General features: G+C 43.2%; 18 protein-coding genes. 3 read left to right on the plus strand and 15 right to left on the minus strand.

All coding sequences use genetic code 11. The features are described from left to right. Window position 1: 1 nt before the first annotated feature. The 13 genes from ACRN9H_RS17910 to ACRN9H_RS17970 form a co-directional block, all read right to left on the minus strand. Window positions 2-574, minus strand: coding sequence for a terminase small subunit (locus tag ACRN9H_RS17910; protein WP_432315518.1), 573 nt, complete (start codon window positions 572-574; stop codon window positions 2-4). A gap of 397 nt (window positions 575-971) precedes the next feature. Continuing rightward, window positions 972-1,199 (minus strand): hypothetical protein, encoded by a 228-nt coding sequence (locus ACRN9H_RS17915; RefSeq protein WP_259591509.1) that lies wholly within the window; start codon window positions 1,197-1,199, stop codon window positions 972-974. Continuing rightward, window positions 1,200-1,469 (minus strand): hypothetical protein, encoded by a 270-nt coding sequence (locus ACRN9H_RS17920; protein WP_432306678.1) that lies wholly within the window; start codon window positions 1,467-1,469, stop codon window positions 1,200-1,202. 13 nt (window positions 1,470-1,482) lie between these two features. Continuing rightward, window positions 1,483-1,983: a hypothetical protein gene (locus ACRN9H_RS17925; RefSeq protein WP_432306679.1), complete on the minus strand. Its 501-nt coding sequence runs from the start codon at window positions 1,981-1,983 to the stop codon at window positions 1,483-1,485. Next, window positions 1,983-2,261: a hypothetical protein gene (locus ACRN9H_RS17930; protein WP_432306680.1), complete on the minus strand. Its 279-nt coding sequence runs from the start codon at window positions 2,259-2,261 to the stop codon at window positions 1,983-1,985. Before ACRN9H_RS17930 ends, ACRN9H_RS17925 begins: the two co-directional genes overlap by 1 nt. Before the next feature lie 45 nt (window positions 2,262-2,306). After that, on the minus strand, window positions 2,307-3,362 hold the full coding sequence (locus tag ACRN9H_RS17935; protein WP_432315520.1) for a DNA-methyltransferase: 1,056 nt from the start codon (window positions 3,360-3,362) through the stop codon (window positions 2,307-2,309). A gap of 443 nt (window positions 3,363-3,805) precedes the next feature. After that, a complete protein-coding gene (locus ACRN9H_RS17940; RefSeq protein WP_259591504.1) occupies window positions 3,806-4,132 on the minus strand; it encodes a hypothetical protein in 327 nt (108 codons plus the stop codon). Between the two features lie 50 nt (window positions 4,133-4,182). Next, window positions 4,183-4,305, minus strand: a complete 123-nt coding sequence (locus ACRN9H_RS17945; protein WP_259592315.1) for a hypothetical protein — start codon at window positions 4,303-4,305, stop codon at window positions 4,183-4,185. An 11-nt stretch (window positions 4,306-4,316) separates the two neighbouring features. Beyond that, complete coding sequence (locus ACRN9H_RS17950) at window positions 4,317-4,472, minus strand: hypothetical protein (RefSeq protein ID WP_432306682.1); 156 nt, start codon at window positions 4,470-4,472, stop codon at window positions 4,317-4,319. A gap of 1 nt (window position 4,473) precedes the next feature. After that, window positions 4,474-5,394, minus strand: a complete 921-nt coding sequence (locus ACRN9H_RS17955) for a recombination-associated protein RdgC (protein WP_432306683.1) — start codon at window positions 5,392-5,394, stop codon at window positions 4,474-4,476. Window positions 5,395-5,406: 12 nt separating this feature from the next. Next, entirely contained in the window at window positions 5,407-5,778 is a 372-nt protein-coding gene (locus ACRN9H_RS17960) for a hypothetical protein (protein WP_432306684.1), read from the minus strand. Then, complete coding sequence (locus tag ACRN9H_RS17965; RefSeq protein WP_432306685.1) at window positions 5,714-6,379, minus strand: bacteriophage antitermination protein Q; 666 nt, start codon at window positions 6,377-6,379, stop codon at window positions 5,714-5,716. The genes ACRN9H_RS17960 and ACRN9H_RS17965 overlap by 65 nt, the downstream gene beginning before the upstream one ends. A 43-nt stretch (window positions 6,380-6,422) precedes the next feature. Beyond that, window positions 6,423-7,007 (minus strand): hypothetical protein, encoded by a 585-nt coding sequence (locus ACRN9H_RS17970; protein WP_432306686.1) that lies wholly within the window; start codon window positions 7,005-7,007, stop codon window positions 6,423-6,425. 324 nt (window positions 7,008-7,331) lie between these two features. Here ACRN9H_RS17970 and ACRN9H_RS17975 point away from each other — a divergent pair, with 324 nt between their 5' ends. The 3 genes from ACRN9H_RS17975 (at window position 7,332) to ACRN9H_RS17985 (ending at window position 12,907) form a co-directional block, all read left to right on the plus strand. Further along, the gene (locus ACRN9H_RS17975) at window positions 7,332-7,979 is read left to right on the plus strand and encodes a S24 family peptidase (protein ID WP_432306688.1); all 648 of its coding nucleotides are present in this window, start codon (window positions 7,332-7,334) and stop codon (window positions 7,977-7,979) included. Between the two features lie 421 nt (window positions 7,980-8,400). Beyond that, window positions 8,401-12,198, plus strand: a complete 3,798-nt coding sequence (locus ACRN9H_RS17980; RefSeq protein WP_432306689.1) for a plasmid replication protein, CyRepA1 family — start codon at window positions 8,401-8,403, stop codon at window positions 12,196-12,198. Window positions 12,199-12,574: 376 nt separating this feature from the next. Further along, window positions 12,575-12,907 (plus strand): helix-turn-helix transcriptional regulator, encoded by a 333-nt coding sequence (locus ACRN9H_RS17985; protein ID WP_259591494.1) that lies wholly within the window; start codon window positions 12,575-12,577, stop codon window positions 12,905-12,907. Here ACRN9H_RS17985 and ACRN9H_RS17990 read toward each other — a convergent pair. Together ACRN9H_RS17990 and ACRN9H_RS17995 are read right to left on the minus strand one after the other, a co-directional pair. Then, window positions 12,873-13,244, minus strand: coding sequence for a recombinase family protein (locus ACRN9H_RS17990; protein ID WP_432306690.1), 372 nt, complete (start codon window positions 13,242-13,244; stop codon window positions 12,873-12,875). The two genes, ACRN9H_RS17985 and ACRN9H_RS17990, sit on opposite strands and share 35 nt — an antisense overlap. Window positions 13,245-13,270: 26 nt before the next feature. Continuing rightward, complete coding sequence (locus ACRN9H_RS17995) at window positions 13,271-15,193, minus strand: protelomerase family protein (RefSeq protein WP_432306691.1); 1,923 nt, start codon at window positions 15,191-15,193, stop codon at window positions 13,271-13,273. Between the last annotated feature and the right edge of the window lie 207 nt (window positions 15,194-15,400).

Raw genomic sequence — 15,400 nt, forward strand, 5'->3', positions numbered from 1 at the left:
ATTACTCGTCGCCCACTCCGCTGCATTCCTCAGTGGCTTCGCGTCCACCATGTCGGCTGCGTTGAGCACGATATTCAGAAACGAATCCACGGAGCCGGTCAGCAGTGGCAGCACGAACTCGTCGGCACTCTCCGTCAATTTTGTTTTTGCACTGCGCAGGATCATTTATTGGGGCGACCTCAGTTGCTAAACGCGCTCCTAGGCCGTTTAGTTCATTACCGAACAACGTTGATATGGCATAGAGCAACTGGCCAGCGTCTTCTAAATCAATAACGGATTCCTCTGCTTTATCAGCTTCAACGACAGCCTTTCGACGTTTCGCTATTGCTGTCAGCAGTTCTTCACCATCCTTAGTACCGGCTTTAGGTTTCCTTTCATCATCTTCATCGTCACCGACTTGCTTAACGACTTCTCGATTTATCAACCAATCAATAGCTTTTACTGTATCAATCATGACTGGATTGCCACGACCACCACCGCCATCAGTGGGCATGCCATCTTTAATCCATTCGCCTACCCACTTGGCAGACTTACCAACAAGGTCAGCGAACTCATTACGGTTCACTATTGCCATCATTAACCCTGATAATTGTTTATTTGTTTAAATGTAAGAAAGGACAAATCAACATTTGTAATTTTGTTCAGACTTCCTTTCTTTTGTCACTTATTCCTAAGTGCCAAAAGAAACGAAACCCGCATGAATACTGAAAAAAAGAAACAAGTCCTTTCTAAATGACTTAGGAAGAAAGGACCTGTTTTTTGGATCTAAAATGGGGCAGAAGCGGCGAGTCTAAGCCCCGTCACGTTCCAACCCCCCAGGGAGGACCCAAAAGGGGTGGGGGTGGCTGCCCCCATTTGGCTTTGATTGAAGTCTCAGCCAGCCCTACTGCTCAACACCAACACACTGACGCAGCTGCTCGATGTAGACTGTTATCTGAGCCATATCATCATGAGTGACAATAAAACCTGAATCAGTCTCGGTTATGTTCTCCAGTCTCGGCTGAGTCGCTAGACACTGCGGCGCTTGATTTGTCATCAATGTGCTGCACCCGACCAAACTGGCGCAAGTAATCCCCAGGGTTAGACTTAGCCTGAGCAAGCCGCTCTTGACGCTTTTCTTCATCATCACGCCTCTTTACCTGAACAGCTAACTCAATCAAATGGACAAATAGCTTTACTAGCAATTGAGCCCATAACATCTAAGCGCCTTTGTTCTTTGCTTTGCCATAGTTGGCAGCAACATACTTCAATAGGTTTTTTACCCATTGAGGCAACTTATTGGTCACCGGTTCTGGTAGCAGTGCAACCGCATGTGCTAATCCATAAGCAATGGCCACAACTATTCCTACCCATCCTGGCAAACCATCAACCGAAATAGGTAATTCAGCCATAGCATCAGTTGCCATAGCTGCAAACGGCATAAACACCATGGCCATCATTAGCCCTAATGTTGTAATGAGCTTTCGCATAGTCAGTCTCCTGTTAGTTGCGTGAAAGTAGCTCGTTTACGCCAGCAAGCTCACAGCGCTCCAAATATTCTTTTGGAGTCCCTTTGCCTGCCGATGTGTTGTAGTGCCGCTTCCAATATTCAGCACGTTCAGCCCGAGTCGCTGGAATAGCTGCTGGAATTGTGTAATACCGCAAACGACAAAATATGAAACTCAATAGCGGCGAGGTTTCGAGTTCTAAATAACTAACTCGACTAAGCGTGATGCCGAACGCGCTATAAATCTGGGAAGCTATGGTGTGGCCCTTGTAGCGCTCCTTTAACCAATCAAAAGTGCCCTTGTCGACTTGGGTGACACCCGTTCCTGCGCTGTACGGCGTTGGATCACGATATTCACCAAGCAGAGTTTCTGCGGCGGCAGTCTCAATTAGCAGGTCAGCAACTAGAGGATTACCACCGATAGCACTACAAACCGCTTTAGCAATTTCAAGCGCTTGCAACTTACTAACTAATCCGTAATACATTGGCTTTTTCATTACGCAGCACCTCGCCCTTTGCTCTGATTTAATTCAAGTAAACTGTTAACTGTTTTTTCTACTCGCTGCAGCAGCTCCTTGAGGCCGTTAATCTCTTGAGTGATGCGGCGGTCATGTTCGTCTTTAGTGACATAATGCTTGGCCACATTCACTTCGTGAGCGCCCAGAGCTTTGCTTTGGCTTGATAGCTGAACCCACAAAAGCATCAGCAGACCGCCAAACACAGTCACAAGCAACGTCAACAAACCGACGAGGGCCTGCATAGTTTGCACATCCATAGTTATCTCCAGGCATAAAAAAGCCCCGCTTAAGCAGGGCTGTTGTTATTGGTAAAGACTTAAATCTTCGACCGTGGTTCTAAAAATATCAGGGTCCATTTCAACGCCTATTAACTGGCAATCTAAGTCCACACAAGCACGAGCTATAGCTTTGCCCGAGCCCAAAAAGGTATCGAGTACAACTAATCCAGGTCGAGAACTTGCTGTCATTATGTGTTTAATAAGGTCCAGCGGCTTTTCACATGGATGCTTACCTTCGTAATACTGCACAGAATTAAAATCCCATACATCGGTGTAAGGTACATCAGCCGTGACACTGAACGGTCTACGCAAGGTTTCGTATTGCTGTTTAAGCTCATCATAATCACGGCTTAAATCAACATAATTAAGATGCAAAGCGCTATATTCTTTCGCTAGTTCGCTATGTTCTTTTTCCAGTTTTACTGAATAGTTTTCAAATAACGACTGCAAAATAGCGTATTGCTCTTTAGTCGGTAACTTCCATTGTGACGGCGTAAACCAGTGCGACGACATTTGAGTCCCCGTAGCTTCATTAATTAGCTTACTCGGTACCCCTGCTTTCTCTTTTGCATTGCTGAAATAAGAGATCAATGGTTCGAACACACTAGATTTTAATTTTTGGCACTTGTCTTGATACCCAGAGCTGCCTTTGGCTACACCATCAGCACCATAATGTTCAGCAAAAATGATGCGCTCAGTCTGACCAGCAAAACGGCGCAAGCCCTCTTTCCGGTGTCTCTTGTGCACGCCATTTTCTTTACGCCATACAATATGGTTAAGCACATTGAATCTCTGGCCTATCAGGACTTCCGTTTTTGCTGCTAAACGGTCTGAACAAAACAGATATAAGCTGCCAGAAGGTTTCAACACTCGCCAATATTCAAATAGCACTTCATCTAGCCACGCTAAAAAATCAGCTTCACTGGTCCACTGATTATCCCAGGCATCCTTTTTCACTTGAAAGTAAGGTGGGTCTGTCACTATCAGGTCGACACTGTTTGGCTCTAAAGTCTTTAAATATTGCAAACAATCATTGTTAACAAGCGTAAAACGCCCGTTGTTAATTTTTAATTCAGTCATGTAAATCTAATCCGAGGTGTGGTAGCCTCCTCCGGCTTCTGCGCAGAAGCGGTGGGCCTAGGTTTATCTCATGACTTAACGCGTGGGATAGATGGCCATCGGGTTCGTACACCCGATGGCCGCCCATTTCAACAAGACTCTTTTATGGCTTACTTATGCATTAATGGAGCGCCAACCCAAACTAATCCCTGCCTAAAAGGCTACATGCGGGCTCGTTGCTAAACATGCCGACTTAACTGATAACAAGTGCGCCGGTAACACTCGACAACTAAAACTAAACTACTTCATATTGGTCACCAAATTTCAGGCATAAAAAAACCGCCAATTAGGCGGTTTGGTGTAGTTATCCTACGATAGAGAAAGTGTGCATTTACCCGTGACATTTGTCAATCTGTTTAAATGTTATTTTCAACATTTGTTTATTTGTTTAAATCTCACTTAAATTATATGCCTAACTCTACAAGATGAGTCTGAGCTGTCCCGTTTAATGCATGGATAGAACCGTCTTTATCTACACCAAACAAACCGCCTGTATCTTTATCTTTAGGGTGGCAAAATATAGTCCAATTATCATCAGCATTGTTAACGTCACACTCAGCTGTTTCGTAAATGTGGGCTCTATAGCCAAGAAACAGATTAGTCTTGGCATCCTTTACCTGGCTTGGTGTGTTATCCAACATCGATGTCAAAACGATATACACAAAGACTAACGCTAAAACCAAGAAAAAAGCCTTAGTAAACTTCCCATATAGATAAGCCAATTTATTCATGATAATTCCATTTTAATAAGATATAAGTCCATAATATCAAATTTTAAATGTTAATTATCATCAACTAAATCCCATCCGGTGAAATTTCTAGCGCACCACTCCACCGCTTCGTCTTGGGTTAGCCCTGTGTGCTGCATAACATAATCAAGCAAATCCTTTCTTGAGTAGTCCATAACTAAAGCCTTTAATTTTTCTGCGCAAGTAAATAGCCAGCGCAAAAACCTACAAACAAGGTATTTATAGAATCAGTTTTATAAGCGCCATCTGCACTAAGCTCTAATAAATTGGTTTCAAAGCCAGGAAACTGAGTGATTACCCATTTTTCGAATTTTTCGCGCATATCAATCCTCCTGACGCTGTACTTCTAACAACTTAAACGCCTGCAGGAGCATCTTCTCCAGTTCGCCGCCCATTAGTGCAAAATCAGCATCGAATCTGGCGGCAATATCTTCATGACCAACTTCATCATTAGTTGCCTTAAATTCCTCTGCCCATTTGATGCCTTTAAAAATCAAACCGGCTGTGAATGTCACCGAAAGCGTCTGTCCCCAAGTGAGGCGCAACTCTGTGACTTTCTTATGTGCGTTTATATGACCGATGACTTCATCAGAAAAAAGATCCTGACCTTTAAACTTAACCGTCTCGTCACCTTCGCCAACCAGCACTGCATCGTGATCAATTTTAAAACCTTCAGGGTGCATTGGTTCACTAAGCCATGACGTCATAATTGTTTCAGCAGGGGATTTACTTTGAATAGGAACAACTGGTAATGAGCCCATCGTTTTACGCAGTAACGCCAGCAAGGTTTCAGCCTGTGCGGCGGTGGCGGTATCAACAACAATGAGATTGTGCGGTATTGAGATATACGCACTAAGGTGACTTTCTTTGCTAAATGCTCGGGGCAGCAGCAGCTGCACAATGTCATCTTTTATTGCATCTTTCTCTTTCTTGCCTAACTTTCTTTGCTCGGCCAATTCTATGGCCTTTACTTTTTCATTTAGGCTTTTAGTGACCGTGGCGCCAGGAAGGATTTTTTCTTCTTTTTTAAAGGTCAACAATATCCGGCCATCACCGGCTAACAATCGTTCCTCTGCATCAATATGATGAAGCGGTGATACCCAACCACATTTGTAAACGTCTTGAGAATTACAGGCTGTAAAAGAGAAGTCATTCAACGCTGCTGATAGCTTCTCTATGGCATCCGGCTCGCTCAAACCTATGTCGCGGGTAATTTGGAAGACAAGCGCATTTTTAAAGTACATGGGTATTCCTTCTTAATGTTCTAAAGTGTTGGCATCATGCGCCATCATCTGTTCGTTGAATCGTTTAGCCCAACATGCCGCAGAATAAGCATCATCAGGTTTGTTGGCTCGGTGCCACTCGCAAAGTGCGCCCTGCAGGCCCATATAAACATCGAGCTTAAAGCCGCAATTAGGGCAGTACAGAGTGAATGCTTCAAAGTGCTCGCCGTGTTGTCGCGGTATCGGTAACGTTGGGCTGGCTTCTGAATAAATCCCATGGCTGTAACCCAAGCGGGGTTCACTATCACAACCAAGACAAAGGCGTAGGCCAACGCTGTCTTTATGCCGCTGCAGCTGTGCTTTTATTTCTAGCTTTCTTGGGTTGGCTTGTTGCTTGGTAGACATGGGTTAGTACCTGGTGGTCAGTTTCAGATAATAAATCGTGAAGTTGGCGCCAGAACGGCAACCAATCACGACGCCATAAATTTTCGCTAATGTCTAAAAGTTCACGTATTCGCTGTGGTGTATGTAAATCATTTTCAGCAGTAAGGAGATGCCGCCAATTCTGCATGGCCAAGAACACCATGCCTTTTAGCGTTTTTTCTTTTTTAGCCCTAAATGGCTTATCTTGTGTAACCAGTAGTCGTTGCCAAATAGCAGCCGCAACTATCTCAACGTGGTGCCACTCGCAGCGTTCTGAGTATGCATACAGCGCAAGTGAATTAAGGTGCTCAGGCAGCATAGTGACGGCTCGACTGGTTTTTATTAATGAGAATGCATCCGGTGGCAATGGGCAGCTACTGCACTTAAATGTTCGACCTGAACGACCACGAACGGGTTCTGGATCAAAGCGCTCACCAGTGACACTATCAACCGGCCTTTTTTTCGTTCCGTACTTGGTAATCATTGAGCCATCAAAATCAAGCTGTCCGCGAGTACGAACGTCAATATGCAAGGCACTGAGTATTTCAACTCGAATGGCGTATAACGTTTGCGGTTCAATCACTAGTGCCTCCTGTATTTGTTTAAATGTTTAAATGTTGCTTTGTTTATTCGCACATTTTAACAATCTTGCCGCCGCGAGTGTCGCTAATGTCCGTTGCGGCACTTAATGCAAACAATTCACGCATGCAATGCTCAATCACATCGGCTAGCTCATTACTCAATTTTTTTAACTGCTCAGGGTCATCCTTTTCGTTATACACACCATCAGCAGCTACAAGGGCGCCAGCATCCATCACATCAGCCACTTCACGGAATATCTGTGGCAAGTTGGCAATATTGCTCTTGCCGTTAATAACGCCGGCAAGTGAGATCCCGACCAAATTAGCTTGTGACAAAAATTCTTTACGTGCTTCTGGACCATAAGGTGCAGGTAAGACATCAAGCCAACACCAAACCCACCGTAATGGCATATTCGTGTGACCATTTAAGATCCCATTAATTTGGCGTACCTTTGCCGAACGCCAGCTTTCATATTCATCCGCAGTTTTGTGATCTTCTGGCTTTTCAAGTCCCGCCTCTATCAATGCCGGTAACAGCAAATCATGAATGAACTTAGCCTGGCTAAAACTGCTGTTGGCTATAAACTTATTGGCATAGCTCAACAAAATGTAATCTGGGGAATTAATCACGTTTTTTTCTCCGATGGTGCGCCGAACGGATAAAGGATATCTATTTCAGTTATTTCACCGTGGAATAACTCTACTAATGAGTCGACGACCTCTCTACTAGGCCAAACTAGGCCACGTTCAACTAAAGATAGGTGGGCTAAAGTTGAGGTCTTTCCATGCGCAGATAATGCCAATTCGACGTCTTCTAGTGTCATTTGCTTGGATTTTCTAAGACTTCTTAAAGCACTTTCCATGTTTGGATATTCCTGTGGGATAACTTAAGTGTGATTATTCCACTATAAGGTTTTTGAGTCAAATTAAACAATTTATGGAATAATATGAGATATGGAAATAGGACAAATCATCAGAAAAGCGAGAATTGACCTTGGCTTAACCATGAAAGTGGTAGAGGCAAAAACGGGCATACTCGCTTCAAATCAATCAAAAATAGAGCTGGGCGAGAATACCTCTCCTGGCTTTTATACTATTGCTAATTTAGCGAAGTTTTACGGTCTCAGTATGGAGGGGATTTGTAGGGCAATAAGTGAAGATTCTAGCAGCTCTGTCATTGCTGCTCAGGCACAGAAATGCCTTTACTTACCAGTCATATCTTGGGTTCAAGCTGGCATGTGGAGGGAGTCTATACAATCGCATGATGATGATTGTCCAGTAGTTCCTTCACCATTTAAATGCTCAAATAACTCTTACATTTTAAACGTGAGTGGTGACAGCATGACTGCACAACATGGATCTATGCAGAGCTTTGAAGAAGGATCTCAAATAGTCGTGGACCCAGATGTTGAGGCCACTAATAAAAACTATGTTATTGCAAGGATTAGTGGAACCAATGATGTGACATTTAAGCAGTTGATAATAGATGGAACTCAAAGGTACTTAAAACCTATAAACCCCCAGTACCCACTCTTGCAAATAGACCAACCAATAGACATCTGTGGAGTAGTGATAGGAAAGATCCAAAAGATAAAGACCTAATGATCTTTCCCTTGTAGGATAAAAGACATATAATCGACCCGTTAGGTTTTCAAGCCTAGCTTAAAAAACAAACGCCCCCACATAAGTGGAGGCGCATGAGAACTAAAAACATCAGAGTATTGATGTGTAAAACGAAACATAAATCTATTGTATCGCAAGAGTAAAATAGAATATGAAACGTGAGATTAATCAATAGTTTGCCGCTACTGAATAATCAACCAAGCAGCCACTTGGTAAACAAACGTTAAGGGCTCTTTTTTGTGAAATTGAATTGGGTTTAACTCAAAATCAAAAAAACAAGAAACCGAGACTTCACCCCATATTCTAGTCAATGACTCTTGCTAACACAATAGATTTGTGAATTTGTACCTTTGCACATTATTACATTTGGTGATTTGTACAAAATCATTAAGGGATTGTGATGCAAGAGAGTACATTCGCAAAATTCTACCGCGAGCGCTTTGGCTCAGGTGAAGCAGTGGCTTCATACTTTGACGCTGAACTGGCTGACGATGCCGCCACTATTGGTGTTAATTGGTCACTGATATCTAACCGTATTACATGGGTAAGTGGTAAAGGCGGCAAAGTTAACGTCGATGGCAGTAAGCTATTACCTGGCTTCAAAAACTCAGTCGGTGTTTACGCCTCGCTTGAAAAAGATGCCAATGGTGTCGAGTTCCCCCTAATCACATTCAAAACCAAAGGCGGTGCCGGTGAAACGGTGGTGTTTAATGGTCTGACATTGCTGTGGGAATTATTCAAGCGTGAAAAAGGGGCTAAAGTCCCGCAAGCTAAACTGGACGAATGGGATAAAAAGAAACGCGAACGGGAAGAAACCAACGCCCGAAAGCGTGATGCCGCCAAACTTATTCAAGATGCAGAGAATAAAAGGAGGGCGGCTAATGTCGAGAAAGAACTGCAACACTTCACTCAGCTGCCTCGTGCAGCTTCGTTCGTTTATACAGATAAGAAATTAATTTCCTCTATTCTAGGTCATGTTGATGCCAGAGAAGGTCAAGATGCTAATGGAAATTACATAGCATTACGCCTACAAAACATCACTGGCCAAGCCGTTGGCATACAGCGCATCTATGACCGACATATCACAAAAAAGGACGGCAGTCAGACTAACAAGGACTTTACATGGGGCATGAGCAAAGACGCTGCCCACATCATTATCGGTGATATGAAGTCAGCCGAACGCATCTATGTTACCGAGGGCTTTGCAACTGGTGCGTCAGTATTCTTAGCTATGCAGACGTTAGGTGTTTCTTGTGCCGTAATCGTTGCGCTAGATGCTGGCAACATGCGTAAAGTCGTTGTTGAGTACCAACAAAAAGCTCCTTACCTGCAGCTGTTACTGGCCGTTGATAATGATATGTGGAAGCAGCGCCAGGGAAAAGGCAACGCTGGTATGTTAGTCGCCATGGATTTACTGGCAGAACATGATGAAGTCAGAGCATACGCCCCAGATTTCGCTAAAGTGGATCACAGTTACCAACCTACAGACTGGAACGATCTGCACGTTCGCGCCGGATTAAAAGAGGTTGTTCGACAACTAAAAGGCCAGTTGGCTAGAGTAAAGTGTGATGGTGATTTGTTCGAAAAGTCATTAGAACGCCTCAAATACATTGCGTTTAGTGATGTAATGCCAGCCGCAGTTAAATGCGTTCTGGCGGGTATGCAAGTGGGTATGCCTAAGTACAGACCGTCCGATATTGTCACAACGATCAAAACGTGTGCACTGCAAGCGGGTATTAGCAGCGACCATTTAAACCTAAAGCAGTTAGCCCAAAAAGCCAATGCCATCTGGTGCGCTAAAGTCAAAGAGGCGCAAGAGTTCCGCTCGTTTTCTTCTCGTATTACCCGCGCAGATTGCAGACCTGAACACATTGAATATCATCAGTTCAACAAGACAGTCATTGATGATGAAGTGCTAAACCATATTAAACAGCTGGAAGGCATTATCGTTTTGCGCTTTCAAATGGGATCACGTAAAACACAAGGCGTTATTAAGCCGGTAATGTGGGAATATAGAAATGCATTAGTAACAGCCCACCGCATTTCATTAATCGGCGGTATTGTTGATGCGTTAAACTCGAAACCTAAAGACTCTGAACAGTCTGAACATGATAACGCTATGCGTGAGCTTATGAGCTACAGCATGGTCGCAAATTATCAAGAGCCATCTATTAAAGATATGATGCCTGGGATTAATAAACTGGCATGTTGTATCAACTCTATTTTAAAGCCCGAGTTTTCATCGTTACTCAATAATCTTGATGCTATTTGTATTGATGAAGCGGCTCAAACATTGCGACACGTTACTGCAGGCGGTGCAATTAAATACCCAGTTGCGGTTTTTAATCGTTGGTTAGACCTAATGGCTACGACTAAAAGTAAGGTGATCTTAGCCGATGCCGATGCAAACGATATCCTGGTCGAGTTCTGCGAACTAGGGCTAAAGAAGCGTAATGCACACTTAAAAGAATTGCATGGCGAAAACTTTATACCTCAAAAAATCCATGTCATTGATGGCCGTACAGATTGCTCTGATACCTCTATTTACTACACCGATGGCGATACCGCTTTTCATAAAGTATCTGAGGACGTTGGCGCAGGTAATAGAGTCTTAGTTGCAAATGACTCTGCAAAAGACGGTGAAAAACTGTTTATTGATTTACAGACTAAATACCCTGACAAAAAAGGCTTATTCATTGCCTTAGATACAAAAGAAGACCGTGATGTTGAAATGTTCACGGACAACCCGAATGTCGAGAGTATGAAGTATGACTATGTGATTTATTCACCGTCTATTTCATCCGGTGTATCCATTGAGAACGGCCATTTTAACCGCCATTACGGAATATTCCGTGGCACTGTTGCACCATCTGATGCAATGCAAATGATTCGCCGCGATCGTAAAGCGCGTGAGTTTATTCTTGGCTTATCTACTATGCACAGTAATCGTGAAGAGTCAGCCATGGCCATGTGGTTAGGTATGATACTGGCTAACGATAATCAACTGGAAGTAGAACTCAACCGCGAAAGCGGCAAAATCGAATTGAAAACCAAAGACCTCGATTTTGACCGATTCCGCCTAGATCTTATTGCTCAAGAAAACAAAGCAAAGAACGATTTTGCCAACAATTTATTGTGCTGCTTATATGCCGATGGTTACAAAATAAAAAGTTTGGATACCACTGACATAGATAAAGAGAAAGGCAAAATGGCAAAGGAAGTAGCTAGAGATATGCTAAAAGCAACTGACATTGCCAGGCATTTAGAACAGCCAACACCAACCGCTCCAGAACGCGACCAGTTGCTGAGTAAAATGAACCTATGTCGTGATGAAAAAGCCAAGTTAAACCGGTGGGATATTGAAAACGCCCTCATGTTGCCGGTTGATGATGAAAGCATCGAATTTCATCACAAGGGTGGGCTAAATAAAGTTCGCACATTTGAGCTGCTAAATATGAGCCCTGAGAAAGCACAAGAATTTGATGCGGCAGAAGTAGCAGCTGGTGTTCAACCATCAAACCGTATGTATTTGGTTAAGCAACGCCAAGCCCTAAGAGATTATTTTAAAATTGCAGGTTGGGATTGGGAGACTGGCAAAGGCGAGGCTACCGAAGAATCGTTGACTGCAGCCATTGAATATCTGATAGCGGGTGACAAAATTCACTTATTTAATACCTGGTATAAGTTTGGCGGTTACATAAACCCATTTAGCCGCAACCTAAAGGCGGTAAACAAAGCCAAAAGCATTCTAGAGGCCCTAGGCTTAAAGATGTGTACATTGCAGCTTGGACGCAATACAGCGGCCTCAGCTAAGCGCCAGCGCTATCTAATCACGCTGGATTCATGGGACGCCATGTCGGATATTCACCGCCGCCGTGTTGAGTCAGCCGCCACCGCCTTTAAACTAGAACATCTGGATATGGCATTGATCCATTCTTCACCTGATAACTCTATAGACACGGTGAACGAAATGGATCAAGCGAAAGCCAAGCCTACAAAGGTTTCTAGCTGGTTAGATGTGTTCAACATCGCTTTAGAAAATCTAAAAATCCCCCTTGTTTACTCTGCGAAAATAGCTAAAGAACTGTGTAGATCGCAAATTTACAGGGGCGACTATGCAAAACATGGGGTAGATGCTGTTCAGCACCACGTTGGCATAGCTGCAGGGCGGTTAAGACTGCTCAATAATCAGCCTTAACCGCTCATAGTGGTATTGGTTTTACTGTATCAGCGATTCGCTGAGGCTCTTTTACACCCTCATGGCTAGTAAGTCGGCGGCTTCGTGTAACAAAACAAGCATATCCTCCTTTGACGTCTTTGTTAGTTTACTATCCGTCTTAATGAGACTTCTAGCTATAAATAGCCTGTTAATACAGTCTTTTACTTGCTTATCCATAATGTCCTTGTTGCATTGCATCTGGGTATACATCAATTACTCCTACCCGCTTTCCTTGATACATCTTGGTTTTCCGGACGGTATATTGCCTGTTTTATTACTGTAAAAAAGAGCCAAAGACAAAACAGTCCTATACTTAGCCTGCATAGGTCAAATTAGTCTTATTTGGAGGAGCCGCATGACCGACTCACCGATAATTTTGGCGCTGATAGCAAGGAGGAAGGCAGCGGGTGTAACACAAGAAGAAGCCGCCAGCATGGCGGGACTATCTCTTAAAACATATCAACGCATTGAAAATGGGACCGGTGACATTAGGTTAAGGAATTACTTATCTTTGATTCGTCATCTAAAAGTGACTGATTTAGACATAGCGCTGGATACTTTGGGGATTGGAGAAGCAACACCTTGGGATGTGGCTGCTGCTGCTAGGGTATTACCCGCTGAGGCAAGAGCAGCCATTGTATCTATGATAATGATTATTTATCGAGATGCACTTGAGAAGAAAGAATAGCATTCTTCTCTATTTCAACCATCACATCTACGAGTTTTTTAAATTGTGTGGAGTCGATTAAATCGGCGTTTAATCTTTCCTGGATAGAATAGAAAGATACGCCTTTATTTTTGATTAACTCTAACAGTTCCGAGAGGTCTTTAACGCTGCTGGCTAATTTATCAAGGCGCCAAATTATCAATTTATCACCTTCTGCCATGGCATTAAAAAGCTGTTTTCGTTTATCCCTTCCGGCTGTGTCTGCATAAATCAGATCACAGCCGGCACTATTCAGTGCCAATCTTTGCATATTGCAATCCAAAGCATCGGCACCACTTACATAGCCAAAACATTTCAAGAGGCAACATCCTTTTTAAGCCAAATTTAAATATCTTCGGCCATTATGGATTTTTTGTAATAGTTTCGCAGCTCTTTAATCGCACTATCTTTTCGACCTCCGGTATACATTTCAAACTCTTTGCCATTGACGTTCGCCGTCAAGTGCCACTGTTTGCCAACTTTTACAGCGGTCACATCGATGTCATTAGCATCCGGCCAAGCAAGGTCACTTTCTTCGTCTGCATCCTGGTTATCTTCTGCTTCTAACTCTGCCTGCAGCACTTCCAATTGGTCCTCTAGTTCTTCAAGTTCCTCTTTGATTACATCAAGTTCAGCGTTGAGTTGTTCTTCTTCGTCGTCAATGGTTGATAACCGGAGTTCGATTTCGTCACGTTCTTCTTCCAAATCATTGCACTCATCATTGATCTCCACGGTCCTGGTATTGATTTCCTCAATACGTTCTTCAAGCTCAAAAATCTCCCGAGCCTTTTTGTTATCAGGCTTTTTAGGTTTAGCTTTTGGTAGTTCAAATTTATCTAGCTGAATAAATTCATTAACGTAGGTCTTGATGGTATTAAGGTTTAATTGTTTACCGTCGAACAAGCAGTACCGGCGAATGTAAGATGGTGTTATTTGTTCTAATTTAAGGCCATTAGCCACTTCATTCTTTAACCACTCATGCATGATCGCAATCTTAGGGGCTCGCACATAGCCTTTGACGTCCGCATCGGCTTTACCCAGATAATCTGCCAGCGCTTTTTGCTGGTCTGTCATCGGTTCGCCATCATCATCAATTTCGCACAGCTTGATAGATGCAATTGTTCGGTCTAATTGAAAAGCCTCATAGTGCATCTGGGTTTCCATTAGAGAATGGCCCAGGACACGATGGCGGTAAGCAGATGGGGCCTCGCCACTTTTAGCATGTTCCTCTTTGGTTACTTCGGTATAAAGCGCCCTGCAGTCTTTGAGCTTAAAGTGGCCATTATTGAGCAATGATCTAACCGCCCGATTCATGGTGCTTTCATATTTCTTGTGCACTGCGCGGTTATGGTAATAGTCCTTTATGTCGCCTGCATCAACTGTACTTTCGACGGTTTCACCTAGCACGTTCTTATATCTTAGCTGGTCCTTTCCTGTAGCCTTTCTCAATAAAGATAGGGCTTTTACAACAATATCAGCCTCAATCATCGAGGGGATCTTGTAAGGTTTCACTTCTTCAAAAAGATGGCGGTTTTTTGTTTTTAGCTGACCGGAGAATAATATTGTGGATTCTGCGACAGCCTTAAAGCTAGCTGTTTTCATGATCTCAGTGAGTCGTCGTCCAGTGGCTATGGCTATGCCTATGCATAGGTCACTTACAGACGGGTCAATTTTGGTTAATAAATCGCGTGATAGTTTTTTTATCCAGTCAGGATTGACTAGGATTTGACTGTGCAATTTCTTCTCTAATTGCTTCTTGCTATCGTCGCTAATCCAATCCTTGATAGCGCCTTTTGGTTCAAACATATAAAAGGCATGGTGTTCAATCTTTAGCTTTAAAAGGTCTTTGCGGAAGTCTGAGCCAGTGATGGAGCTGGACCTTAATAGGATAAGGTTTTCTCTTAAAGTCTCAATGGGCAGGCTTGGGTTTAGCTGCTTTTCTAAGTCTGGATATTTAGAATAATACTTTTTAATAAAAGCACTTACATGCCTTTCTATAGCATGGTGCTTAAACCCTAAAGCCTTTACACCATTGCGGTAGTCTTCCATCAATTTAGAATAGTAACGATAAGAACAGACAGGCTGGCTAATCAACTCACCGGTTTTATTATCGACAATAACATTGAGACGGCCATGTTCATCCTTGGCGATAGTATTACATCTATCAGTGATGTACTTAGCGGCTCCTTCTGCCTTTTGCTCTGCTTCTTCTTGTATGTGCCTGACCTTATCAACAACTTCTTTTACTCTGTTTAATGATGTGCTCATGACAATCTCCAATGTTTAATAAATACCCGTTAACTGTACCCGCAACTATAAGCAAAAGCAACAAATAAAACAACTGAACCCGCAACCAATATCGCGTAACTGTACCCGCATCCATCAATGCAACTGTACCCGCTTCTAGTTACATAACTGTACCCGCTTCCAAATTATAACTGTACCCGCGAATTACGTAATTCGCGGGTACAGTTA

Source organism: Shewanella sp. MF08487, from assembly GCF_050848685.1.
GTDB lineage: Bacteria > Pseudomonadota > Gammaproteobacteria > Enterobacterales > Shewanellaceae > Shewanella > Shewanella glacialipiscicola.

Coding starts and splice junctions, on each gene's coding strand:
- ACRN9H_RS17995 (WP_432306691.1), bottom strand. CDS start 15,193: ATGAGCACATCATTAAACAGAGTAAAAGAAGTTGTTGATAAGGTCAGG.
- ACRN9H_RS17955 (WP_432306683.1), bottom strand. CDS start 5,394: ATGTACTTTAAAAATGCGCTTGTCTTCCAAATTACCCGCGACATAGGT.
- ACRN9H_RS17950 (WP_432306682.1), bottom strand. CDS start 4,472: ATGCGCGAAAAATTCGAAAAATGGGTAATCACTCAGTTTCCTGGCTTT.
- ACRN9H_RS17910 (WP_432315518.1), bottom strand. CDS start 574: ATGGCAATAGTGAACCGTAATGAGTTCGCTGACCTTGTTGGTAAGTCT.
- ACRN9H_RS17930 (WP_432306680.1), bottom strand. CDS start 2,261: ATGGATGTGCAAACTATGCAGGCCCTCGTCGGTTTGTTGACGTTGCTT.
- ACRN9H_RS17925 (WP_432306679.1), bottom strand. CDS start 1,983: ATGAAAAAGCCAATGTATTACGGATTAGTTAGTAAGTTGCAAGCGCTT.
- ACRN9H_RS17935 (WP_432315520.1), bottom strand. CDS start 3,362: ATGACTGAATTAAAAATTAACAACGGGCGTTTTACGCTTGTTAACAAT.
- ACRN9H_RS17985 (WP_259591494.1), top strand. CDS start 12,575: ATGACCGACTCACCGATAATTTTGGCGCTGATAGCAAGGAGGAAGGCA.
- ACRN9H_RS17920 (WP_432306678.1), bottom strand. CDS start 1,469: ATGCGAAAGCTCATTACAACATTAGGGCTAATGATGGCCATGGTGTTT.
- ACRN9H_RS17915 (WP_259591509.1), bottom strand. CDS start 1,199: ATGTTATGGGCTCAATTGCTAGTAAAGCTATTTGTCCATTTGATTGAG.
- ACRN9H_RS17960 (WP_432306684.1), bottom strand. CDS start 5,778: ATGTCTACCAAGCAACAAGCCAACCCAAGAAAGCTAGAAATAAAAGCA.
- ACRN9H_RS17975 (WP_432306688.1), top strand. CDS start 7,332: ATGGAAATAGGACAAATCATCAGAAAAGCGAGAATTGACCTTGGCTTA.
- ACRN9H_RS17945 (WP_259592315.1), bottom strand. CDS start 4,305: ATGGACTACTCAAGAAAGGATTTGCTTGATTATGTTATGCAGCACACA.
- ACRN9H_RS17940 (WP_259591504.1), bottom strand. CDS start 4,132: ATGAATAAATTGGCTTATCTATATGGGAAGTTTACTAAGGCTTTTTTC.
- ACRN9H_RS17980 (WP_432306689.1), top strand. CDS start 8,401: ATGCAAGAGAGTACATTCGCAAAATTCTACCGCGAGCGCTTTGGCTCA.